The sequence below is a fragment of the Calidithermus roseus genome, from assembly GCF_003574095.1.
Taxonomy (GTDB): Bacteria; Deinococcota; Deinococci; order Deinococcales; family Thermaceae; genus Calidithermus; species Calidithermus roseus.
Map to the genome: position 1 here is coordinate 12,688 of NZ_QWLA01000034.1, position 24,166 is coordinate 36,853.

16 protein-coding genes, 1 tRNA gene and 1 pseudogene are annotated in these 24,166 nt (G+C 65.7%); 11 read left to right on the plus strand and 7 right to left on the minus strand.

Features of this window, described 5'->3' with window-relative positions:
• Positions 1-52 precede the first annotated feature (52 nt).
• On the plus strand, positions 53-676 hold the full coding sequence (locus tag Mrose_RS09770; protein ID WP_119277781.1) for an LURP-one-related/scramblase family protein: 624 nt from the start codon (positions 53-55) through the stop codon (positions 674-676).
• Between the two features lie 6 nt (positions 677-682).
• Here Mrose_RS09770 and Mrose_RS09775 read toward each other — a convergent pair whose 3' ends face one another.
• Both Mrose_RS09775 and Mrose_RS09780 read right to left on the minus strand, forming a co-directional pair.
• Entirely contained in the window at positions 683-1,633 is a 951-nt protein-coding gene (locus Mrose_RS09775; protein WP_119277783.1) for an L-threonylcarbamoyladenylate synthase, read from the minus strand.
• A gap of 136 nt (positions 1,634-1,769) precedes the next feature.
• The gene (locus tag Mrose_RS09780; protein WP_245969800.1) at positions 1,770-2,198 is read right to left on the minus strand and encodes a CBS domain-containing protein; all 429 of its coding nucleotides are present in this window, start codon (positions 2,196-2,198) and stop codon (positions 1,770-1,772) included.
• A 112-nt stretch (positions 2,199-2,310) separates the two neighbouring features.
• Here Mrose_RS09780 and Mrose_RS09785 point away from each other — a divergent pair, with 112 nt between their 5' ends.
• The 3 genes from Mrose_RS09785 to Mrose_RS09795 all read left to right on the plus strand — a co-directional run bounded on the left by Mrose_RS09785 (position 2,311) and on the right by Mrose_RS09795 (position 4,893).
• The gene (locus tag Mrose_RS09785; RefSeq protein ID WP_119277787.1) at positions 2,311-2,940 is read left to right on the plus strand and encodes a ribonuclease HII; all 630 of its coding nucleotides are present in this window, start codon (positions 2,311-2,313) and stop codon (positions 2,938-2,940) included.
• 34 nt (positions 2,941-2,974) lie between these two features.
• Positions 2,975-3,505, plus strand: coding sequence for a DUF4384 domain-containing protein (locus Mrose_RS09790; protein ID WP_119277789.1), 531 nt, complete (start codon positions 2,975-2,977; stop codon positions 3,503-3,505).
• A gap of 308 nt (positions 3,506-3,813) precedes the next feature.
• On the plus strand, positions 3,814-4,893 hold the full coding sequence (locus tag Mrose_RS09795; RefSeq protein ID WP_119277791.1) for a TRAP transporter substrate-binding protein: 1,080 nt from the start codon (positions 3,814-3,816) through the stop codon (positions 4,891-4,893).
• Between the two features lie 59 nt (positions 4,894-4,952).
• On the opposite strand, the gene Mrose_RS09800 is transcribed toward Mrose_RS09795, so the two are convergent.
• The 3 genes from Mrose_RS09800 to Mrose_RS09810 all read right to left on the minus strand — a co-directional run bounded on the left by Mrose_RS09800 (position 4,953) and on the right by Mrose_RS09810 (position 8,292).
• Positions 4,953-6,308: a TRAP transporter large permease gene (locus Mrose_RS09800; RefSeq protein WP_119277793.1), complete on the minus strand. Its 1,356-nt coding sequence runs from the start codon at positions 6,306-6,308 to the stop codon at positions 4,953-4,955.
• Complete coding sequence (locus tag Mrose_RS09805; protein ID WP_119277794.1) at positions 6,305-6,901, minus strand: TRAP transporter small permease subunit; 597 nt, start codon at positions 6,899-6,901, stop codon at positions 6,305-6,307. Before Mrose_RS09805 ends, Mrose_RS09800 begins: the two co-directional genes overlap by 4 nt.
• A 173-nt stretch (positions 6,902-7,074) precedes the next feature.
• The gene (locus tag Mrose_RS09810) at positions 7,075-8,292 is read right to left on the minus strand and encodes an MFS transporter (RefSeq protein ID WP_119277796.1); all 1,218 of its coding nucleotides are present in this window, start codon (positions 8,290-8,292) and stop codon (positions 7,075-7,077) included.
• Positions 8,293-8,378: 86 nt separating this feature from the next.
• Here Mrose_RS09810 and Mrose_RS09815 point away from each other — a divergent pair.
• The 5 genes from Mrose_RS09815 (at position 8,379) to Mrose_RS09835 (ending at position 15,630) form a co-directional block, all read left to right on the plus strand.
• Positions 8,379-8,455: transfer RNA gene (locus Mrose_RS09815), tRNA-Arg, on the plus strand.
• A gap of 174 nt (positions 8,456-8,629) precedes the next feature.
• Complete coding sequence (locus Mrose_RS09820) at positions 8,630-9,208, plus strand: carboxymuconolactone decarboxylase family protein (protein ID WP_119277799.1); 579 nt, start codon at positions 8,630-8,632, stop codon at positions 9,206-9,208.
• Positions 9,209-9,210: 2 nt separating this feature from the next.
• Positions 9,211-12,522, plus strand: a complete 3,312-nt coding sequence (locus Mrose_RS09825; protein ID WP_119277801.1) for a response regulator — start codon at positions 9,211-9,213, stop codon at positions 12,520-12,522.
• A gap of 6 nt (positions 12,523-12,528) precedes the next feature.
• On the plus strand, positions 12,529-13,929 hold the full coding sequence (locus Mrose_RS09830; protein ID WP_119277803.1) for a sensor histidine kinase: 1,401 nt from the start codon (positions 12,529-12,531) through the stop codon (positions 13,927-13,929).
• 12 nt (positions 13,930-13,941) lie between these two features.
• Positions 13,942-15,630: an NAD(P)/FAD-dependent oxidoreductase gene (locus tag Mrose_RS09835; RefSeq protein WP_119277805.1), complete on the plus strand. Its 1,689-nt coding sequence runs from the start codon at positions 13,942-13,944 to the stop codon at positions 15,628-15,630.
• Between the two features lie 46 nt (positions 15,631-15,676).
• On the opposite strand, the gene glmS is transcribed toward Mrose_RS09835, so the two are convergent.
• Positions 15,677-17,491 (minus strand): glutamine--fructose-6-phosphate transaminase (isomerizing), encoded by a 1,815-nt coding sequence (gene glmS / locus Mrose_RS09840; protein ID WP_119277807.1) that lies wholly within the window; start codon positions 17,489-17,491, stop codon positions 15,677-15,679.
• 843 nt (positions 17,492-18,334) lie between these two features.
• On the opposite strand from glmS, the gene Mrose_RS09845 reads away from it, so the two are divergent.
• Together Mrose_RS09845 and uvrB are read left to right on the plus strand one after the other, a co-directional pair.
• Positions 18,335-21,067 carry an S-layer homology domain-containing protein gene (locus tag Mrose_RS09845; protein ID WP_119277809.1) on the plus strand — a complete coding sequence of 911 codons (2,733 nt, stop codon included), beginning with the start codon at positions 18,335-18,337 and terminating at the stop codon, positions 21,065-21,067.
• A 100-nt stretch (positions 21,068-21,167) separates the two neighbouring features.
• Entirely contained in the window at positions 21,168-23,171 is a 2,004-nt protein-coding gene (gene uvrB / locus Mrose_RS09850) for an excinuclease ABC subunit UvrB (protein ID WP_119277811.1), read from the plus strand.
• A gap of 204 nt (positions 23,172-23,375) precedes the next feature.
• On the opposite strand, the pseudogene Mrose_RS18850 reads toward uvrB, so the two are convergent.
• A pseudogene (locus Mrose_RS18850) lies at positions 23,376-24,166 on the minus strand (E3 binding domain-containing protein); the annotation flags it as partial.

Genomic DNA, 24,166 nt, shown 5'->3' on the forward strand with positions numbered 1-24,166 from the left:
GTGGGTCCGCTTCTGCAAGGCGTATCCTCGCGTCCTTTAAGCTTGGAGGGGTATGAGCCTGAGCTACCCCCTGCAGGTCAAGCTGCCCATCTTCACCCTCTCGCCCGAACTGCACCTGGAGGACTCGAGGGGCCAAAATCTGCTGACGTTCAAGCAGAAGATCTGGACCCTGCGCGAGGCCACCACGGTCTTCGCTGACAAGGCCAAGCGGCAGCCGCTCTACACCCTCCAAGCTGACCGGGTTATCGGCCTCGGGGCCAAGCACTTCATCCGGCGCATAGACGGCACCCTCGTAGGCGTCTTCGAAAACGACGGCCTGCGCTCGCTGTGGCGGGCCCGCTACTGGGTCAAGGACGCCCAGGGCAACCCCATCTACCACGCCGTGGAGGAAAACCCCTGGATTTCCCTCATCGACGGGCTGTTCAATCTGCTCGACGAGATCCCGATAGTGGGGCTGTTCACGGGGCTCATCGGCATGGCTTTTTCGTACTTCATCAACCCCAGCTACTTGCTCAAGGACTCCTATGGCAACCTCCGCTACCGCATCCGCAAGCAGCGCTCCTTCTTCGAGCGGCGCTTCCTGCTCGAGCCCATAGAGGCGGTGCCGGAGGAGTGGGAGGAGTTCACCCTGCTCGCCCTGATGCGGCTGGTGCAACTCGAGCGGCGGCAGGGTTAGGAAGGCTCACTTCGCCGCCGCTCGCTTCAGGCGGTCCATGATGGCCCGCCCCAGCCCCTCCTCGGGGACGGGCTCGGCGTAGATGGCCTCGAGGCCCAGCATGTCCAGTTGGTGCAGCGCCTCGAAGAGGTGGGCCGCCGCCTCGCGCAGGTCGCCGGTGGGCGAGAGCACCTTGACCACGCCAAAGCCCCTGGGTACGTCCTTGAAGGCCAGGTAGCCCAGCTTCTTGCGGCCCCTGGTGGGTACTTCCTCGGGCCGCGCGATGCGGATGGGGGTGCGCGGGGCGTAGTGCTGGGGCAGTTGGCCCGGCACCAGCGGCTTGAGGCTCTCCCCCACGCTCAACGCCAGGGGACCCGTCACGGGCTCGAGTTCCTCCAGCGGGATCGCCCCGTAGCGCAGCACGGTGGGCTTCTCGCCCAGCAGCACGATGGTGGACTCGACGCCGTGGGTGGTGAGCCCCCCATCGAGGATCAGCTCCACGCGGTCTCCCAGCATCCGCGCCACGTGCTCGGCGCGGGTGGGGCTCAGGTAGCCGAAGGGGTTGGCACTGGGAGCGGCAACGGGCACCCCGGCGCAGCGCAGCAGCTCGAGGGCCACCGGGTGGTCGGGCATCCGCGCCGCCACGGTGGGCAGGCCCGCGGTCACGATGCCCGGCACGGCTGGGGCCTTGGGCAGCACCAGCGTCAGCGGCCCCGGCCAGAAGCGCTCGATGAGGGCTTCGGCCTGGGGCGAGACCTCCGCCGCCACCTGCTGCAGCATCTCCCGGCTCGCCACGTGCACGATCAGCGGGTCGAAGGTGGGCCGCTGCTTGACCTCGAAGATGCGGGCCGCAGCTTCCGCGTCGAGGGCGTTGGCTCCCAGGCCGTAGACGGTTTCGGTGGGAAAGGCTACCAGGCCACCCGAGCGCAGGATCCGAGCGGCTTTCTCGAGGTTTTCAGGCGTGGGCGGCACGACCATAGCAACCCTTCGATTATGCCCGAAGCAGGACCATTTGGCACCCCCGCTCGGCCTCCTGCTCGCTGCGCGCGGAGAGTGATTTGCCCCTCACAGCCAACCGCGCTGTGAGGGGTACTCGGGGGAAGCTCTCCTGGCGTCAGTGGGTGCCAGGATGCACGAAGGCCCGCAACACGTCGGTCACGGTGATGATGCCCACCAGTCTTTCTCCCGAGACCACCGGCAGCCCGCCCAGCTTGTTTTCCAGCATGGTCCTGGCGGCCTGCTCGAGGGTGGCGTTCTCGTCTATGGTGATCACCGGATAGCTCATCACCTCCCGCACGGGCAGCTTGGCCACCAGATAGTTGAGTTCCCAGATCGAAAGCGAGGTGGCGTCGGAGGGCATGGCTTCCTTGAGGTCACGATCGGTAACGATGCCCACCAGCTTGCCCCCCTCCAGCACCGGTAAGCGCCGGAAGCCCCCCTTCCGCATGAGAAGCGCAGCGTCGGGCACGGTGGTTTCGGGGGTGACGCAGACGGGGTCGGGGGTCATCCATTGCCGGATCGACGTCGATTTTTCACTGATCATCAAGCCCACCTCCTCGGGTCGTGATCAATTCATACTGTGCACTGCGGGAAGGTCGGGCCATAGGGCCAAACGCCCCAGTCCTCCAGCGCCCACCCTCGAGTAGATTGGGGGGGTGGAAGTTCCGGAAGCCGACTGGTGGGCGGCGGGGTTGCACGTCGGGGGGGTGGATGAAGCCGGGCGCGGAGCCCTGGCCGGGCCGGTGGTGGCCGCAGCGGTGATCCTGCCGCCGGGCAGGTATCCCTTTCGCGACTCCAAGACCCTCTCCCCCCGGCAGCGCCAGCGCCTCGAGGCCCAGGTCCGGGGGGTGGCCCTGGCCTGGGGGGTGGGGCTGGCCGAGCCCCAAGAGATCGACGCAGTGGGCATTCTGCGGGCCACTCACCTGGCCGCCGAGCGGGCCCTCGAGCAGCTCACCCCCCCACCTCAGGCCCTCGTCACCGACTACCTGTGCCTCTCAACCCCCCTCCCACTGCGGGCTCCCGCCAGAGCCGACCGGGACTCCCCCTCCGTGGCGGCAGCCAGCATCTTGGCCAAAGTAGCCCGCGACCGGCTGATGCTCGAGTTCGACGAGCTCTATCCCCACTATGGCTTCGCCCGCCACAAGGGCTATGGCACCGCCGATCACCTCGAGGCCCTCGCCCAGCATGGTCCCTGCCCGCTCCACCGCCGCAGCTTTTCCCCGGTAGCCCAGGCAAGGCTCTTTGGCACACGAAGCTCAGGGAGAAATGAACCGGATTTCATCTGAGTCGCCTATTTTTGGATGAGGAGGTAGCAGTGGCATGAAAACGCCCCTTCGTATCTTTCTCGCCCTATCGCTGCTGGGCCTGCTATCGGCCTGTACCATTTACGTTCGCCCCGGCAGCCTCAGCCTTGGCTTTCGCGGCAGCTTCGACCTGAGCCCGACCCCCATAATCACCCGCCTCGAGCCCGACCGGGGCACCGGGGCCAGCTACCGCCCCGGTGAGCGCATCCGCTTTGTGATCAGCCTGACTCAGCCGGGTTATGTCACCCTGGTTAGCACCGAGGCCAGCGGCTACAGCAACACCCTGGGCACCTACTACCTCGAGGCCGGAACCACCCTGCTCCCTCCCCCCGGGCAGGGAACGGATTACTACCTCGTCGATCCCAGCTCACCTTACGGGCTCGAGCGCATCCGCGCCATCTACACCAACACCCAGCCCAGGGGGTACCTGAGCATCCGGGGCACCTTCAGCAACGACGAGTTCAACAACCAGATCCGCATCTACTTCGAACGCAACCTGGCCCAGACTCGCGACGTGGCCGAATCGTACTTCTACGTCAGCCCCTGAATGGGCTTCTTGAATCGATAGCCAGTAGCCCACGCAACTTGCACCCATTTTCGCAAGGGGTCTGATCTCTGCAATCGTGAGGGGGGCATAAACCCGCCAAAGACCCCATTTCCAGGCCCGAATCCGGCTGCTCGTGTATTTACACAGCAATCGGGGGCTTCAATCCGGTTGAAAGCCCCATACCCATTGCATATAATCACAGCGCATCTTTCAATGCCAGCCGGGCTCGAGGGGGGTTACCAACACCGCTTCAGTGCCCAAATGCCTGTGTCCGCGCTGGTGCAGATGCCGCAACCTAAGGAGGAGTCATGAATCGTCGCGAAATGCTGAAAAAGGCTGGCGTAGCCGTGGCGGCCAGCTCGGTGTTCGGGCCGGTCTACGCCCAGGCCGCCCCCACCATCCGCTGGCGTCTGGCCAGCAGCTTCCCCAAGAGCCTCGACACCATCTTCGGGGCGGCGGATATTTTGGCCGAGCGGGTCAGCCAGCTCACCGGCGGTAAGTTCCAAATCCGCACCTTCCCCTCCGGCGAGATCGTGCCGGGCCTGCAGGTGCTGGATGGGGTGCAGCAGGGGACCGTCGAAGTAGGCCACACCGCGATGTACTACTACGTGGGAAAGAACCTGGCCATGGCCTTCGACACCGCCCTGCCCTTCGGCCTCAACGCCCGCCAGCAGAACGCCTGGTGGTACTACGGGGGCGGCATTGAAGCCATAAGGGATTTGCTGAGCGACTTCAACGTGATCAACTTCCCCGGCGGCAACACCGGAGCCCAGATGGGCGGCTGGTGGCGCAAGGAGATCAGCAGCTTGGCCGACCTCAAGGGCATCAAGATGCGCATCCCCGGCATCGGCGGCCAGGTCTGGAGCCGGCTGGGCGTGGTACCCCAGGCCATCGCCGGCGGCGAGATCTACCCGGCGCTCGAGCGCGGCACCGTGGACTCCGCCGAGTGGGTGGGCCCCTACGACGACGAAAAGCTGGGCTTTTACAAGGTGGCCAAGTTCTACTACTACCCCGGCTGGTGGGAGCCCGGCCCCGGCCTGTCCTTCATCGTCAACGTCAACGAGTGGAAGAAGCTGCCCAAGGACTACCAACTCGCCTTCGAGGCCGCGGCAGCCGAGGCCAACGTCCACATGATGGCCAAGTACGACGCGCAGAACCCGCCCGCCCTGCAGCGCCTGCTCAAGAACGGGGTCAAGCTGCGCAAGTTCTCCAACGAAATCCTCAAAGCCGCTCAGAAGGCTGCCTTCGAGATCTACGAGGAGGAGGCTGCCAAGAACGCCTCCTTCAAGAAGATCTACACCCCCTGGAAGAAGTTCCGCGACGAGAGCTACCGCGTGATGGCGGTGCACGAACTGGGCTACGAGCAGTTCGCCTTCCCCGGCATTTGAGCCTGGAGCAACCAGAACCCCCGCCCAAAGGCGGGGGTTCTTTCTGGTACGAAGCTGCCCTATTTGGCCAACCAGTTGGTCACCAGCCAGGGGTTGAACAGCACGATCAGCACCATGATGACCTGGATCACCACGAAGGGCACCGCGCCCCAGTAGATGTCGCTGGTCTTGAGGCTGGGGGGAGCCACGCTGCGCAGATAGAACAGCGCGAAACCGAAAGGCGGGTGCATGAAGGAAGTCTGTAGGTTCACGCCCAGCATCACCCCGAACCAGTAGAGCCCGATCTTGTAGTCCTCCGGGTAGAGGCCCTCCATGATACCCGTCACCGCCGGCAGGATCAGGGGGATGATGATGAAGGCGATCTCGAAGAAGTCGAGGAAGAAGGCGATAAGGAAGACAATGAGGTTGATGATCAGGAGAAAGGCGATGGGGTTGTCGGGGAGGGCGGTCTCGAGCAGGTTCTCCACCCAGCGGTCGCCGTCCACGCCCACGAAGACCAGGCTGAAGATGCGCGAACCCACCAGGATGAAGGTCACGAAGGAGGTCAGCCGCGCGGTGGCCTCCATGGCCTGGATCAGCACCTTCAGGCTCAGCCGGCGCCGGGCCAGGGCCAAAATCAGAGCTCCCACCGCCCCCATGGCTCCGCCCTCGGTGGGGGTGGCGACGCCCAGGAAGATGGTGCCCAGCACCAGGAAGATCAGCACAAGGGGCGGGATCATCACCGTGAGCACCCGCCAGGCCAGCGCGGAGCCCCGGTGGGTTCGGGCCTCCTCGGGTAGGCCGGGTACCGCCTTGGGATTGATCAGGCTGATCAGGACCACGTAGCCCAGGTAGAGCCCGGTGAGGATGAAGCCAGGGACGAAGGCCCCGCGGTACATGTCGCCCACGCTCACGCCTAGCTGGTCGGCCATGATGATGAGCACTAGGCTCGGCGGGATGATCTGGGCCAGGGTGCCCGAGGCCGCGATCACCCCGGAGGCGACGCGGGGCGAGTAGCCGTGGCGCAGCATCACCGGCAGCGAGATCAGGCCCATGGCGATGACCGAGGCCGCCACCACCCCGGTCGTGGCCGCCAGCACCGCCCCCACCAGGATCACCGCGAAAGCGACGCCCCCACGCAGCCGCCCAAAGAGCTGGCCCACCGTGTCCAGCAGTTCCTCGGCCATGCCACTGCGCTCGAGGATGAGCCCCATGAAGGTGAAGAAGGGGATGGCCAGCAGGGTCTGGTTCTTGAGGGTGTCGAAGATGCGCAAGGGGATATTTTGCAAGAACACCGGCTGGATGAAGTCGTACTGCACCCCGATCCAGCCGAACAGCAGCCCCACCGCGCCCAGGCTGAAGGCCACCGGGTAGCCCAGCAGGAGAAAAAGCACCAGGCCCACAAACATCAGCGGGGCCATCACTTCGAAGCTCACTGCTTATCCTCCTTCTGATCGTTCTGCTCGACGATTGCCTTGACCTCCTGAACCTCGGCTTCCTCCTCGGTCATGTACTGCGGGATCTCCAGATGCCCCGTGAGCATGGCTATGCGTTTGATGAGCTCGGAGATGGCCTGCAAGAACAGCAGGGCGAAGGCGATGGGCAGCACCAACTTGATAGGCCAGTAAGGCAAGCCGCCGGCATCCGGCGACAGCTCCCGGATGGCGATGGAGTCGCGCACCCAGGGCAAGGTGGTGAGGAAGATGATCACGGTGGTGGGGATGAGGAAAAACAGCGTGCCCAGGAGATCGACCCAGACCTTCAACCTAGGCGGGTACTTGCCGTAGAGCACGTCCACCCGCACGTGGCCGTTCTTCTGCAGGGTGTAGCTGGCCCCCAGCAAAAAGATCAAGCCGTACATGAACCACTGCAGCTCGAGCCAGGCGTTGGAGCTGATCTTAAGTCCGTAGCGCATCACTGCGTTGCCCGCCGCGATCAGCGTGACCAGGAGAACCAGCCAGATCACCCCACGGTTGACCCAGGTGTTCAGGCTGTCTATGACACGCGATAAGCCAAGAAGTGCCTTCACAACTGCCTCCTCATACCTTATACACTTCGTCGCTCGCCATCCTATTTGGCGCACACGGCTACGTCAACCGCCTGAGCTAGACGATTGGCTTCATCATAGGCACCTTCTCCCACAGGCCCGCCGTAGTCGGGATGGAATATCTACACTGGTCACGAGCATAAACATACCCTGTTTCAGCGGGCGGTCCGAATCCGGCTCACAAGCCAGGTTCCCGCAACAAAGCAGACCGCCGCCGACAAAAACAGCAGGGTATAGCCGAGGCCGGGTGTCTGAGCATTCAACCTTTCCATTGCTCCACCCAGGGCACCGGCCACCACCTGGGGCAGCACGATGGAAATCTGCCACAAACCCATGTCGGTAGCGTGGGACTGGGGGTCACGCAGCACGTCCGAGACCAGGGCCCAGTCCACCGCCACGTAAGCGCCATAGAACACCCCAAACGCCACCGAAAGCACCAGCAGGAGGTCGTAGCGGGGAAGCAGGAGTATCAGCAGCATCACTCCGGCCAGGCCCGCTCCCGAGAAATAGATGACCTGCTTGCGCCCCCGCCGGTCAGAGGCCCCTCCCGCCGGGATGGCCGATACCGCAGCACCCAGCGCGATCAACAATCCCAGGAAGGCCACCGCCTGGAAGGGCTCAGCAGCCAGCACCCAGCCAAAAGCCTGGAAGCTACGCACGACGTCCTCGAGGTAAAACTGCAAGTAGCTCTGCATGGCGAACACCGCCAGCATCACCAAAAAGCGCGTTCCCCAGACCCAGCGGAAGTCGGGGTTGCGCCAGGGGGACAGCAGGCTCGGAGCGAGGCCGCGCAGGCTGGGCTTGAGCCCCGGCACCTCGCCGATGCTGCGAATCACCAAAGCGGCTGCTGCCAGGTTGACCAGGGCAATGAGGAGCAACTGAAGTTGCAGGTTGAGCACCAGGAAACCCACCCCCCCTGCCACCAGTTGGGCCGATACCTGCAGGGTACCCATCCAGCCCGAGGCTACCCCGCGCCTCGAGCGGGCTACCAGATCGGGGATCAGGGCCGAATAAGGGCCGGTAGAGAGGTCGTCGGAGAGCTGGAGCAGGATGTAGGCCAGCAATAGATGCCAGTAGTTAGGTGCGAAGGCCATCCAGATCAGCGCCACTGCCGTCAGCACCGCCCCGATGCCCAGAAAAGGCATCCGCCGGCCCACCCGATCCGACAAATACCCAAACAGCGGCGGCCCAATCAGCGCCAGTACGATGGTGATGGCGTAGATCAACCCCAGCCGGGCTAGCCGCTCAGCCTCGGGGACCAGGCGGTCCACCAGGGCCGGGAGCAGCACCAGGGGGATCAGAAACCACTTGAAGCTGGCAGCGAACCAGTAGGAGGAAAGGGTCGCAAACCAGGAGGTCGTATTGGCGGACATTTGAGGTCCAGTATACGGGCCCCAGGACGCCGCCTTTCCTCAAGTTGACACTCCCCAGGCCCTGTGCTACCCTATTGGACGCATTTGGGCGCGTAGCTCAGTTGGATAGAGCGACTGACTACGGATCAGTAGGTCGTGGGTTCGAATCCTGCCGCGCCCGCCAGAGAAAACCCCTCAGGGACGAGCTTCCGGGCTCCGAACTGAGGGGTTACTTATTGTCTCGAGCCCAATGCCCACCCTCTTCATCTGGCTCAAATCCTGCGAAGGGAGGTCTATAATGGGCGTGTTACCACAAATTCGCCGCGGGCAGGAACTGGCAGTCTGGGGGATTGCAATCATGGTTCACATTCTCAGGAGTGGGCTGGCGCTGGTGGAGGAGGACGAGGTCACGGGGGAAATTGCCGAAGCATTCGCTGAGGTCAAGCGCATCCTGCAGATCCCCTTCGTGCCCAACTGGATGCGGGTGCTGGCCAATTCCCCCGCCGCCTTCAAGATCTACTGGGCCTTTCTTCAGGCCAGCCTCAAGCACTCGAGCCTGCCGGAGTCTTTGCAGTCGATCATCCTCTACGCCATCGCTGAGCGGCGGAATTGCGAGTACTGCAGTGCTTGGAACGAGCTCTCCTGCCGCACCCTGGGGATCGACGAGGAGACGCTGGCGGCGGTGGTGGAAGACCTGGGCCACGTCTCGCCCGAGCGGCTGCAGGCCATCCTGAAGTTCGCCATCAAGGCCTCCTTGCACCCAAAGGAGCTCTCGGCGGCAGACTATCAGCGCCTGCGCGAGGAAGGGGTGAGCGAGGAGGAGATCGTGGAGATCGTTTTTCTGGCAGCGGTCGCCAGCATGAACGACACCCTGGCCGATGCCCTCAAGATCGATGTTGACCTGCCGGTGGCCGAGAGGCTGGCGCAAAGCAGGTGAACATGCCGGATCCCCGGGACACCCGCCTCCAGTCGGCCCGCTACGCCATGCTCTCCGAGGTGGTGCTGGCCATCGCCCAGACCACCGACCTGTCGAGCCTGCTCGAGCAGGTGATCCGCCGGGTCAAGTGGGTGCTCGACTTCGAACGCTGCACCCTGGCGCTGGCCAATGACGACGGCGAGACCTACTGCCTGCAGACGCTGCTCGAGGTGCGCCGCTCGGTGGCCCCGCGCAACTGCGAGTGGGTGCCTCTGGGCCAGGACCTTCCCGGTGCGGTCATAGAGAGCCGACAATTGCGCGTGCTCACCGATCTGTTCACCCAGAGGGAGAAGTACACGCCCTGGGTGGATCCTGCCCTGTGGGACGGCTCGCTCAAAAGCGCACTCTCGCTGCCGCTGGAGGCCTACGGCAAGGTGCTGGGTGCGCTCACTTTCGCCACCTCGAAGCCCGAGGCCTACGGGGATGAAGACCGCAAAGTGGCCCGCACCGTGGCCACCCACCTGGCTTTGGCCATCGATCACCTGCGACAGACGGAGAAGCTGGCCTGGCTGGCCTCCTTCCCCCAGCTCAACCCCGGCCCGGTCTTCGAGGTGGACCTGCAAGGGAACATCCTCTACCTGAACCCGGCTGCCGAAAGCATCCTTCCCGAGTCCCCCCAGGATCGCGCCCGGCACCCCTTCCTGGCCGAGCTGCCGGCCATCGAGGCCACGTTGAGGCAGAGCGGCCAGATCTCGGCAGTGCGCGAGGTGCAGGCTGGCGAGCGCTGGTATCACCAGATGTTCCGCCACGTGCCGGGGCGGGAGGGCCGGCTGCGCTTTTACGTGGTGGACATCACCGAGCGCCGCCGCTACCAGGAGCGCCTGCAGCGGCAAAACGAACTGCTGGCAGCTTTGCAGCAAACCACCGTGGGCCTCCTGCGGCGCCTGGAGCTTAGCGAACTCTTGCAGGACATCGTTTCCCGAGCCGGCGAGCTCTTGTGGACCCCCCACGGCTTCGTGACGCTGCTCGAGCCTGCCGGATACCTCGAGCAGCGGGTGGGGACCGGTGTTTTCGCCGCTACCATCGGCCTGCGCTTTGCCCCAGGCGAGGGGGTCTCCGGCCAGGTGTGGGTGCGGGGCCAGCCCCTGGTGGTCAGTGACTTCGGCTCCTGGGACTACCGCAACCCCAGCTTCGACTACAGCCAGATCTGTTCGGCGGCGGTGGTGCCGCTGCACTCGGGGGAGCAGGTCGTCGGCACGCTGGGCGTCGCCTATGGCCGCGACTCAGCGCGCGAGTTCGAGGAAGAGGACATCGAACTCCTCACCCGCTTGGCCTCGCTGGCCTCTCTTGCCCTCGACAACGCCCGGCTCTTCGCCGAGATGCAGCGGGCCAAGGACGCCGCCCTCTCGGCCAACGAAGCCAAGAGCGCCTTCCTAGCGACCATGAGCCACGAGATCCGCACACCCATGAACGCCATCATCGGCATGACCGGCCTGATGCTCGACACCGCGCTCACCCCCGAGCAGCGCGAGTACGCCGAGACTGTGCGCAACTCCAGCGAGTCGCTTTTGACCATCATCAACGACATCCTCGACTTCTCCAAGATCGAAGCCGAGAAGCTCGAGCTCGAGCACCAACCCTTTGACCTGCGCGAGTGCGTGGAGGGGGCCTTAGAGCTGCTGTCGGCCAAGGCCGCCGAGAAGGGCCTCGAGCTCGCCTACCTCATCGCCCCAAGCACCCCGGAGGCCATCGTGGGCGACGTGACCCGGCTGCGCCAGATCCTGGTCAACCTGCTGAGCAACGCAATCAAGTTCACCGAGCAGGGGGAGGTGGTGGTCACGCTCGAGGGCACGCCGCTGGAAGAGGGCGGCTACGAGTTGCACTTCGCGGTGCGCGACACCGGCATGGGCATCCCCCCCGAACGCATGGACCGGCTGTTCCGCTCCTTCAGCCAGCTCGACGCCTCGACCACCCGGCGCTACGGGGGCACCGGATTGGGGCTGGCCATCAGCAAGCGCCTCGCCGAGATGATGGGGGGGCGCATGTGGGCGGAAAGCGCGGGAATCGCGGGCCAGGGCTCCACCTTCCACTTCACCCTGCGGGCCGAGGCCGCCCCTCGGGCTGCGCGGGCCTTCCTGCAGGAGGGCCATCCCGAGCTACAAGGCAGGCGGGTGCTGATCGTGGACGACAACGCCACCAACCGGCGCATCCTCGAGCAGCAGGCCGAGTCCTGGGGGATGCCCTACCGGGCGACCGCGAGCCCCCGCGAGGCCCTGGCCTGGGTAGAGCAGGGCGAGCCCTTCGACGTGGCCATCCTGGACATGCAGATGCCGGAGATCGATGGCCTCACCCTGGCGCGCGAACTCCGCAGGCTGCGCGATGAGAAGGCGCTGCCCCTGGTCATGCTAACCTCGCTGGGACGCCGGGAGCTGGGTGAGGCCGAGGGGCTGTTCCAGGTCTTCCTGACCAAGCCAATCCGGCCCTCGCAGCTCTTCAACGCCCTGGTGGGCGTGTTCGCCGCGCAGCCCCGGCCCCTGCCGCAAACCGAGCGGGGCCCCTCGAGCTTCGACCCCCAGATGGGTCAGAGCTTTCCCCTGCGCATCCTGCTGGTCGAGGACAACGCCACCAACCAGAAGCTGGCCCTGCGCCTGCTGGAGCGCATGGGCTACCGCGCCGACGTAGCGGGCAACGGCCTGGAGGCCCTGCAAGCCCTGGAGCGACAGACCTACGACCTGGTGCTCATGGACGTGCAGATGCCGGAGATGGACGGCCTCGAGGCCACAAGGCACATCCGGCAGCGCTGGCCCCAAGCCCCCCTCTTTATCACCGCCATGACCGCCAACGCCATGGAGGGCGACCGTGAGCTGTGCCTGGCGGCGGGGATGGATGACTACCTGAGCAAACCCATCCGTCCCGAGGCCCTGGCGGGGGTGCTAGGGAGGGCCTCGGCCCACCTGCGCCTGGAGGCCCCAGCCTCTGCGGCTGAGGTGGAACTGGACCCGGCGGCCCTCGAGGAGCTCAGAGCCCTCGCCGGCGGGGACTCGGCCTTCCTGAGTGAGTTGGTGGAGACTTTTTTAAAGGATGGGCTGGCGCTTATTCAAAGCCTCCAGCAGGCCCTCGAGGCCGACAATGCTGCGGGGGTGCGGATGGCGGCCCACACCCTCAAATCCGGCAGCGCCCAGTTCGGGGTCCGCGGCTTGGCCGAGCTGTGCAAGGAACTGGAAGAGCGGGGCAAGGCGGGCCTGCTGGAGGGGGCCGGGGCCCTGCTCGAGCGGGTACGCTTGGAGTTTGAACGGGTGCGGCCCTCCCTGCAGGCGCTGCGCGAGGGAGGTTGAGCCCCGATGGACGAGGTACGGGGCCGGGTTCTGGTGGTCGATGACGACCGGGTCAACCGCATGACCCTGGCCCACGTCCTCGAGCAGCAGGGGCACGCAGTGGCCCTGGCCACAAACGGCCTCGAGGCCCTCCAACGCCTCTCCCAGGAAGCCTTCGACGCGGTGCTGCTCGACATCCTGATGCCACAGATGGACGGCTACGAGGTGCTCGCCCGGATGAAGGCCGACCCTGCGCTCCGCCATATCCCCGTGATCGTGATCACGGCGCTCGACGAGGTGGAGAGCGCGGTGCGCTGCATCGAGATGGGCGCGGAGGACCACCTTCCCAAGCCCTTCAAGCCAGTGCTCCTCAAGGCCCGCCTCGAGGCCTCCCTGCGCCGCAAGAAGCTGCGCGACCTCGAGCAAGCTTATCTGCAACAGGAAAAGCTGGCCACCTTGGGCAAGCTTTCCGCCGGCGTCGCCCACGAGCTGGGGAACCCGGCGGCGGCGGCTCAGCGCGGGGCCGAGCAGCTCCAAGAGGCCCTGCGCCTACACCTCGCGGCTTACCGCGAACTCTGCGCCGTCCCGCTCACCAGTGAGCAGGTGGTGACCCTGAAGCACCTGGCCACCGAGCTCGAGGCCTGCCGGGAGCGAGTGGGGGCACTTGACCCCGTAGAGCGCGGCGACCGCGAGGCCGAGCTTGAGAGGTGGCTGGAGGAGGGCGGCCTCGAGCAAGCCTGGGAGCAGGCGCCGGTGCTGGTCTCCATGGGCTACGGCCCCGAGGAGTTGGCCCCGCTGGCCAGGCTGTTCCCCGAACACTTTCCGGCTTTGCTCACCTGGCTCACCAGCGGCTTCACCGCCTTCAACGTGCTCGAGGAAATCGGCGAGGGCACCCGGCGCATCCACGAGATCGTGCGGGCGCTCAAGGCCTACACCTACATGGACCAGGCCCCGCTCCAGAACGTCAATGTCCACGAGGGCCTGGAGAACACCCTGGTGATGCTGCGCGCGCGCCTCAAGCAAGGCGTGGCGGTGCGTCGGGAATACGCCCCCGACCTGCCCGCCATCGAGGCCTACGGCAGCGAGCTGAACCAGGTCTGGACCAACCTCATCGACAACGCCCTCCACGCCATGCAGGGCCGGGGCGAACTCACCCTCACTACCCGGCGCGAGGGCGAGGTGGTGGTGGTGGAGATCACCGACACCGGCCCCGGAATTCCCCCTGAGATCCTGCCGCGCATCTTCGATCCCTTCTTCACCACCAAGGCCCCCGGCGAGGGGACCGGGCTGGGGCTCAGCATCAGCCACAGCATCGTGACCAAGCGACACCGGGGGGCGATTACGGTCGAGTCTAAGCCGGGCCGGACCACCTTCCGCGTGCGCCTGCCGTTACGCACGGAGAGGAGCCCGGATGAAGCGGCCGAGTGAAGGAGCCCTGACATGGTTGACGAAGCCCTAAGCCGAAGGCGAGAGGTAAAACCCGTCATCCTGGCGGTGGACGACGAAGCTGGAGTGCTGGGCGCGGTCGAGCGGGACCTGCGGCGTCACTACCGCGACTACCGGGTGCTGGGGGCGGGCTCGGGGGCCGAGGCGTTGGAGGCTTTGCGGCGACTCAAGCAGCGGGGCGTGCCGGTGGTGCTTTTCCTGGTAGACCAGCGCATGCCGCAGATGACGGGGACCGAATTCCTGGCCCAGGCCATGGCGCTCTACCCCGAAGCTCGCAAGGTGCTGCTCACCGCCTACGCCGACACCGAGGCGGCCATCACCAGCATCAACCGCATCGGCCTGGACTACTACCTCATGAAGCCCTGGGACCCGCCCGAGCAGCACCTCTACCCGGTCCTCGACGATTTGCTCGAGGACTGGGCTGCGAGCGTCCAGCTACCCTACGAGGGCATCAGGGTGCTGGGCACGCTCTGGTCGGCCCCCAGCCACCAGGTCCGCGACTTCCTGGCCCGCAACCGCATCCCCTACCGCTGGCTGGACCTCGAGCGCGACGCCGAGGCGGCCAGGCTGCTCTCCACGCTGGGCTCGGAGAGACCCAAGCTGCCGGTGCTCTGGTTTCCCGATGGCAGCAGCCTCGAGGCCCCCAGCCCGCGGGCCCTGGCCGAGAAGGTCGGCATGAAGACCCAGGCCAGCCAGCCCTTTTACGACCTGATCATCGTCGGTGGCGGCCCGGCTGGGCTCGGGGCGGCGGTATACGCCTCCTCGGAGGGCCTGCGCACGCTGATCGTGGAGAAAGACGCCCTGGGTGGCCAAGCAGGCACCAGCAGTCGCATCGAGAACTACCTGGGCTTCCCCAAGGGCCTCTCCGGGACCGACCTGGCCCGCCGGGCCGAAGCCCAGGCCCGGCGCTTCGGCACCGAGATCCTGACCCCCCGCGAGGTCTGCCGGGTGCGGGCGCAGGACCCCTACCGCATCGTCGAGCTCGAAGACGGCAGCGAGCTCACCTGCCACGCCGTGCTCATCGCCACCGGGGCCACCGCGCAGCGCCTGGCGGCCCCCGGCGTCGAAGAACTGACCGGGGTGGGAGTCTACTACGGGGCAGCGGTGACCGAGGCGGCGCTCTACCGCCGCCAGGAGGTCTTCGTGGTGGGCGGGGCCAACTCAGCCGGCCAAGGCGCGATGTTCCTGGCCGGCTATGCGCGCAAGGTGACCATGCTGGTGCGGGCCGAGTCGCTGGAAAAGGGTATGTCCCAGTACCTAGTAGACCAAATCCGCGCCCAAAGCAACATCGAGGTGCGCACCCGCACCGTGGTCGGCGAGGTCCAGGGGGAGGGCCGCCTCGAGGCCCTCACCCTGCGCAACCTCGAGACCGGCCACAGCGAGACCCTGCCGGCGGCGGCCCTGTTCTTGTTCATCGGCGCGGTGCCCCACACCCGCATGGTTAGCGGCCTGGTGGAGATGAACAGCGCTGGCTTCATCCTCACCGGCACCGACCTGGTGCGCGAGGGCAAGCGGCCTGGAGGCTGGACCTTGCAGCGCGACCCCTTCTTGCTCGAGACCAGCGTCCCCGGCATCTTCGCCGCGGGTGACGTGCGCCAGGGCGCCGTGCGCCGCGTGGCCTCCGCCGTGGGCGAGGGCGCGATCACCGTGGGTCTGGTGCACCAGTACCTCAAAACGGTCTGAAGGAAAAGGGCCGTGAGGTCGTGGTTTTGGGTCTTCGACGTCAGAATTACTCGACCGTTACACTCTTAGCCAGGTTGCGCGGCTGGTCCACGTCCCGGCCCAACAGCACCGCGGTCTCGTAGGCCAGCAGTTGCAGGGGAACCACCGAGACCATGGGGGACAGCAGGTAATGGGTGCGGGGCACGTAGATCACGTCCTGGGCGAAGCGCCGCACCTCGAGGTCGCCCTCGGTGGCCACGGCGATGACCCTTCCACCCCTGGCCCGCACCTCCTGGATGTTGGAGAGGGTCTTCTCGTAGATGGGGCTCTCGGTGGTGAGCACCACCACCGGCAGGCGCTCGTCGATGAGGGCGATGGGGCCGTGCTTCATCTCGCCAGCCGGGTAGGCCTCGGCGTGGATGTAGCTGATCTCCTTGAGCTTCAAAGCCCCCTCGTAGGCGGTGGGGGCCTGGATGTGGCGGCCTAAGAAGAGGTAATCGGCGGCCTGGTGGTACTTTTCGGCGATGTGCGCGATCTCCTGGCGTTTTTCCAGGGTCTGCTCCACCAGCCGGGGCATCTTGCGCAGTTCGCCCAGAAAGGTCCGGGCCTCGGCCTCCGGGAGGGTGCCCCTGGCCCGACCCATCCACACCGCCAGCATGGCCATCGCGCCCAGCATGGCCATGTAGGCCTTGGTCGAGGCCACCCCGATCTCGGGGCCGGCGTGGATGTAGAGGGTGTCGTCGACCTCGCGGGTGATGCTGCTGCCCTTGGCGTTGATCACCCCCAGCGTTCCCGCCCCCTTGCGCTTGGCTTCGCGCAGGGCCTCGAGGGTGTCGATGGTCTCCCCCGACTGGCTGATGGCGATGGCCAGGGTCCGCTCGTCCACCACCGGATCGCGGTAGCGGTACTCGCTGGCCACGTCGATCTCGACGGGCACGCGGGCCAGGCCCTCGATAAGGTACTTACCCACCCAGGCCGCGTAGTAGGCCGTGCCGCAGGCAACGATGTGGACCCGCTCGAAGCGGGTGGGATCGACACGCAAATCCAGCTCCACGCCCGCGCGCGCCTCGGATAAGCGCCCGCCCAGGGTGTTCTCCAGCACGCGGGGCTGCTCGTAGATCTCCTTGAGCATGTAGTGGGGGTAACCCCCCTTCTCGGCGGCCTCGAGGCTCCAGTCCACCTCCACCACTTCCCGCCGCACCTCGTTTCCCTGCAAGTCGGTGACCCTGACCCCCTCCCGGCTCACCACCGCCATGTCGCCGTCGTGCAGGAAGATCACCCGGCGGGTGTAGGGCAGCAGGGCGGGCACGTCAGAGGCCACGAAGTTTTCCCCCTCTCCCAGGCCGATCACCAGCGGGCTCACCGTGCGGGCCACGACGATCTCCTCGTGGTCCTGGTGGGCCACCACCAGCGCGTAGGCCCCGTAGACCTCCTGCAGCACCTGCCGCACCGCCAGGGCCAGGTCTCCCCGGTACTTCTCCTCGACCAGGTGGGCCAATACCTCGGAGTCGGTCTCCGAGCTGAAGCGGTGGCCCCGCGCCAGCAACCCCTCCTTCAGCGGCAGGTAGTTCTCGATGATGCCGTTGTGGATCACCGCGATCTGGCCGTCTTCGGTGGTGTGGGGATGGGCGTTGGGGTCGTTGGGCGCCCCGTGGGTGGCCCAGCGGGTATGCCCGATGCCGAAGTGCCCCGGCAGCTTCTCGTCCTTGAGCACATCTCCCAACACCGAGAGCTTGCCCGCCTTCTTAATCACCTCGAGCCTGCCCCCCACCTTGACCGCGACCCCTGCCGAGTCGTAGCCCCGGTACTCCAGGCGCTTCAACCCCTCCATCAACACGTCGGTAGCGTTCCTAAAACCCACATATCCCACGATTCCGCACATAGTTCCTCGCTGCGCAGCACCCTCTGGGCGCTGCTCGACATTGCCTGAAGACTCCTCGCGGAAGCCACCGATGGCTGATAGCCGGTGGCTCTATCAGATCGGGCGCGCTAGCTCCGCGGTGACTCGCGGGTGCTCTCGCGAGAAGTCCGATGAGTCAGCCCAATAAGGACTAACCCAGCCGTTCCGGGCCCCAAGTCTGGCACTCTGGACCCACCGCATGGTTTGTTCACTTATCCTCGACCCTGCGCCCGGTTTGTCCATCCCTCACGGTGATGGCTTTGCCTGACGCTTGCTGGAGCTTGCTCCAGACGGGAGGGAGGGGTCGCTCCCTGGTGGCATCCGCGGAATCCTTCGCTCTTTACCGGCTGAGATTAAGCTCTCATTTTCGATGCCGGATATGCCCTTCTGCATCGCCGTTCGTGCATTCGGGCTCCACCGCCGCGTAAGGTAGAAAGAAGCTTGAACTCGGTCTATCGTAATTGCCTTTCTACCCCCTGCGCTCCCCGTGATTCTCTGCCCATTCCTCCTTTCCGCAACACCGTCTGCGACTGAATTTCTCGGGTTTTGACCCTGCGTCATGCCCAGGTCATGCCCGAAGCGCAGTATAGCTTAAGACTTTTTGGCCCCAGAGCGTGAAAAAACTTGACATTTATGGCGTTACGTCGGTATGATGCCGCCGGATGTGCAAGGTGAGAAGTAGCTTAGCCCGATGAGGGGCGAGGCTTGCCTGCACCTCCGGGAAGCGGGAAGAGTTAGCGAGAGAGAGGAAACGCGGTAACTCGCCTCAGGCTCACTCCCACCCCGCAACCCACAGTTCCAGCCCCATCAGGGGTGAGGAGGCTTATGAGGAAAAAGCTAGTCATCATGTTGGCCGGTCTCCTGACCGTGCTCTCCATGGGCTTCGGCGCAGCTCAGTTCTCCGACGTTCCCGCCGGACACTGGGCTCAAGAAGCCGTGGAGGCCATCACGGCCCGGGGGATCATCGTTGGTTTCCCCGACGGCACCTTCCGGGGCAACGAGAACCTGACCCGCTATCAGGCTGCCCTGATCATCTACCGCCTCCTGCAGCAACTCGAGGCTGAGAAGGGCGCAGGACCTGCCACCGAGGCCGTGACTGCCATGACCGAGGAGGAGAAGGCCGCACTGCAAAACGCCATCCAGGAACTGGCCGCCGAGTTGGCCGCCCTGGGCGTGCGCGTGTCGGCCCTCGAGGACAACGCCGCCACCAAGGACGATATCGCCGCCCTTCAGGCCCAGATCGACGAGCTGAAGGCTGCCCAGGCCCCCACCGGTGAAGCGGTCGATCAGCAGGCCCTGCAAGACCTGGCCGACCGAGTGGAGGCTGCCTCCGTAGCTGCCGACACCGCTCTGGCCCAGGCCCAGGAGCTGGGTGAGCGCCTCGACACCGTCGAAGGCGACGTGGCCGCGCTCAAGAGCGAAGTCGAGGCCAACGCCGACAGCATCTCGGCCCTCAACGAGCTGGCGGTGCTGCTGAACCAGGACGTGCTCTCCCTGCAGGACCGCGTAACTGCGGTGGAGAAGGCCCTGGCCGACATCCAGGCTCAGCCAGCCGTTGACCTCAGTCAGTACGCCACCCTCGAGGACGTCGCCGCGCTGCAAGAGTTCGCCTCGGCCCTGCGCACCGACCTCGTCGCCCTCTCCGAGAAGGTGAGCGCGCTCGAGACCACTGTAGCTGGCCTGGACAAGCGTGTGGCTGCGCTGGAAGGGTACAAGTTCACCCTCACCGGCAACCTGACCGCCCGCTACGGCTACAGCTACACCACCGGGGCCAACTACGACATCGAGCGCCTTTACTCCAACGTCTGGGGTGACTACACCTGGGATGCTGACGACGACGGGCAGACCATCGACAACCCCGACTTCTTCAGCGGCGGCGACACCCGCGCCCGCGCCATCCTGACCTTCAGCGTCAAGCGGACTCCCGTGGGCACCGGCAGCGGTTTCAACCTCGACGAAGCCCGCGCCCAGCTGCGCTTTACCCAGGATGGAGCCGTTCGCCTGGAAGACAACGCCATCCAGGTGTTGCTGGTCAACCTGACCGGTAACATTGACGGTCAGCCCTTCACCCTCCGCTACTCCCGCTTCAACGACTTCAAGTTCACCGACTACTTCATGTCCAACGCCGACCCCAACTACACCGGTGGTCTGGGGCGTGGGGCTAGGGTGACCTTCGAGGCCAACAAGTTCTTCCTGAGCCCCAAGGTCACCGTGGTGATGGGCAGCACCGCCAATAACAGCGGCACGGGCTTTGGGGGCGATCCCTCGGCAGTGAACGACTACTTCGGTGTGCGCTCGGTCTACAGCCTGCTCGGCCTCAACGTAGGCCTGAACTACGCCGAGTACAACACCCGCAATACCGACGGCACCGGGCGTGCAGGCTTCGCAGTAGATTGGAACGGCAAGCTGCTAGGCTTCCTGAACCTGAAGGGCGAGTACGTCGCTACCAAGCTGACCAGCCTCCCCAACTGGGACTTCTCCAACGACGCCATCGTTGACCAGGCCTTCTACGTGCAGCCCAGCGTCTCCTTCGGTCCCATCACCGTTGAGGCCAACTACCGCGCCATCGACCCGGACTTCAAGGAGAGCGGCTACAACGCCAACAACGCCGGTCTGTCGATCGACTTCCAGACCAACCGTGACAACAAGCGTCCTTACGACGAAAACGAGCGCGGCTACGGCGTGAAGGCCACCCTGGGCCTGGGCTTCGTCACCATCAGCGGTCTGTACGACCACGACGCCAACTTCTACGAAGATGCCAGCTCCGTCGTGAACAGCCTGGGTGCGGACGCCACCGCCAGCCTCTTTGCCGGCTTCAGCGTGACGGGCTACTTCTACAACGCCACCGACATCAGCGGTAACCTGCTGACCGGCAGCGACCGTTTTGACAGCAAGTACGGCGTCAAGCTCTCTCACGATGGCAAAGCCAGCAACGCCCTCATCAAGGGCCTGAACCTGGGTGTCGAGTACCGCCAGATCGAAACGGGTGCCGCAGGTGACTACGACCGCGGCGACATCCTGGTCAACGCCGATCTCGACGCCAAGTTTGGCCCCATCGCCGTCAAGCCCGGTGTTTTCTTCGACGCGGCAAGCGGCAGCGCCAGCGGTTCTGCTCTGAAGTTCGGCCTTCAGGTCACAACCGACACTCTGAACCTGGGCTTCCTCAAGCCCAACCTGACGGGTGCGTACGTAACCCGCAACTCCACCATCGGCTCCACCCGTGGCGAGACCTATTACAGCTTCGGGCTGGGCCTGGCCGACTTCCTGGCCTCCGGTGCCAAGCTCAACGTCACCTACGCCTCCTACAGCGGCTCGGGCCTCAGCAGCGCTTCCGCCGCAGCCGGCGTGGAGAACCACCTCTTCGACTACACCACCGGCTACATCTACTCCGACGACACCACCGCCCCTGTCATCAACTTTGAGCTGCGCGGCCTGTACGTCAACTACACCTACGGTGGCTTCGGGGTCTTCGCTCACTGGGGCGACCTGGTGAACAGCACCGCCGGCACCCAGACTCCTAGCTACGGCTTCCGCATCTCCTACAGCTACTCCTTCTAAGCTCGGAAGCGAGCCAAGTCCCCACCTTCGGGTGGGGATTTTTATTGGGATTGTGTTCTGATGGAGACAGAATGGGGTGGTTTAAGCTAGACTCGAGGCTATGTTCCGTTACCAGGGACCCGAAGCGAAAGGCGACCAGCCCAGGGCCATCGAGGGGCTGGTGGAGGCACTGGAGGACGGCGAATGTTACATCACCCTGCTGGGGGCGACGGGGACCGGCAAGACGGTGACGATGGCCCAGACCATTGCGGCCCTGGACCGCCCGGCGCTGGTGCTCGCGCCCAACAAGGTGCTGGCGGCCCAGCTCGCCAGCGAGTTCCGCGAGCTCTTCCCCGAGAACGCGGTGGAGTACTTCATCAGCTACTACGACTACTACCAGCCCGAGGCCTACGTGCCGGGGCGCGACCTGTTCATCGAGAAGGACGCGGCGGTCAACCCCGAGATCGAGCGGCTGCGCCACTCGACGACCCACAGCCTGCTCACCCGGCGCGACGTGATTGTGGTGGCGTCGGTGTCGGCTATCTACGGCCTGGGCTCGCCGGAGGACTACCGGAACATGAGCTTCGTAATGCAGGTGGGTGAGTGCTGGCCGCGCGACGTGCTGATCGAGCGGCTGGTGGAGTTGCAGTACGAGCGCGGGGACTTGCAGCTCGAGGCCGGCAAGTTCCGGGCCAAGGGGGAGGTGCTCGAGGTCTGGCCAGCCTACGGCACCGAGCCCATCCGCATCGAACTCTTCGGCGAGGAGGTCGAGCGCATCAGCGTGATGCACCCGGTGAGCGGCGAGCGCATCCGGGACCTGCCCGGCGTGGTGCTGGTGGGGGCCACCCACTACGCCACACCCGAGTGGCGGCTCAAGGAGGCCATTCCCCAGATCCGGGCTGAGCTCGAGCAGCGCCTAGCCGAACTCGAGGAGCAGGGCCAGATCCTCTATGCCCAGCGGCTCAAGGAGCGCACCCTCTACGACCTGGAGATGCTCGAGGTCATGGGTACGTGCCCCGGCATCGAGAACTACAGTCGCTTCCTCAGCGGCAAAGCCCCCGGCGAGCCGCCCTACACCCTGCTGGACTATTTCCCCAAGGACTTCGTCACCTTCCTGGACGAGTCGCACGTGACGGTGCCGCAGCTTCGCGGCATGTACAACGGCGACTACATGCGCAAGAAGACCCTGGTGGACTACGGCTTCCGCCTGCCTTCGGCCCTGGATAACCGCCCGCTGCGCTTCCAGGAGTTCTTGGAGCGGGTGGGGCAGTTGGTCTTCGTCTCGGCCACGCCGGGGCCCTTCGAGCTGGAGAACAGCGGGCGAGTGGTCGAGCAGATCATCCGGCCCACCGGGCTCCTAGACCCCAAGGTCACGGTGAAGCCCGCCCAGGGCCAGATCGAAGACCTCATGGGGGCCATAAGGGTGCGCGCCCAACGCAAGGAGCGGGTGCTGGTCACGGTGCTCACGGTGCGCATGGCCGAAGAGCTCACCGCTTACCTCACCGAGCACGGCATCAAGGCCCGCTACCTGCACCACGAGCTCGATGCCTTCGAGCGCCAGGCGCTGCTGCGCGACCTGCGGCTGGGTCACTTCGACGTGCTGGTGGGCATAAACCTGCTGCGCGAGGGCCTGGACCTGCCCGAGGTGAGCCTGGTGGCCATCCTGGACGCCGACAAGACCGGCTTCCTGCGCAGTGAGCGCTCGCTGATCCAGACCATCGGGCGGGCCGCCCGCAACGCAGGAGGCGAGGTCTACCTCTACGCCGAGGCGGTGAGCGAGGCCATGCAGGCCGCCATCGACGAGACCAACCGCCGCCGCGCCCTGCAGGAGGCTTATAACGCCGAGCACGGCATCACCCCTCAGACCGTGCAGAAGACCGTGCGCAAGGTGATCCGGCCCGACGACTACGAGGAGGCCGCCGCCGAGGCGCTGCTGGAGGACCCCGAAGCGCTGGCCGAAACGCTGGGGCAGCTCGAGCTGGAGATGTGGAAGGCCTCGGAAGAGCTCGACTTCGAGCGCGCGATGGAGCTGCGCGACCAGATCCGCTCGCTGGAAGCCCGCATGAAGGGGCTGCCTGAGCCGACCACGGCGGGCAAGAACCGGCGGGGCAGAAGGCGGAGGTAGGGAGGGGAGGCCGAGGGCCACGGGTGGGCTTGTGGCGTGTGGGGAAGGAACCCCTCCCCGATCCTCCCCGCCGGCGAGGAGGGGGATAGCAAAAGGGCGAGCTACCGGCTCGCCCCTACAAACAAACTACGAACGGTGTTCGGCCATCGACGTCTCGCGTACGACGCAGGACGTAAGCCGTACGACCCCTGGCGACACTCCGGCTCAGGCCAGCAGGATGGGGCGCTCGAGGTAGTAGCTCACGCGCTCGAGCAGGGCCCTGGCTTGCTCGACGGCGAGGCTGCCGCTATAGGAGAGCAGGGCCTGGCCTTCGCTAGGCTGGGAGAGGGCAAGCACCTCGGCACCGGGGAAGACCACCACGTCGCTGCCCTCGAGGGCCAGCACTACCAAGCCCTCCGCGGATTCGTGGGCGGCGGCCAGGTTTTCCAGGGTGCCACGCAGGGTGTGGGCCGAGGCCACGCGGTAGCCCTTGAGGGCGTCGTCCTCGAGTTCGCCCTTGAGGGCGGGCTGGGCGATGTCGAGGTCGGACAGGGCCTTATCGGCAGCGCGATAGAGCAAGGCCGACAGACCCACCTCCTGCCGCCAGGCCTGGCTGAGGGTCTCGGCGGCTTCGCGGGCGGCGGCCAGGCTCACCAGGCGCTGGCGCAACTGGACTCGAGTCACCGGCGCAGGGACCGGTGCGGGCATGGGCTCGAGCACAGGAGCTGCGGCCACAGCGGGCTCGGCAGGAGGCTCGAAGCTGGGCAGGGGAGGTAGGTCGGGCATGGCCGCAGGAGCGGGCTCGGGCACAGGCGGCAGGCTGGCTTCGGGTTCGGGGCCCGGCTCGACTTCGGGCTCAGCCACGGGTGCGGCCATCTCCCAGGCCGGAGCGGGCGTAGGTTCTGCCAAAGCAGACCTGGCGGGCTCGCTGGGCAGGGGCCAAGAGGGGGCTGGGGGAATGCTGGGCTCGGCGGGCTCCCAGCTCAAGTCGGGCTCGGGGGCCGAGGGGGTTTCCC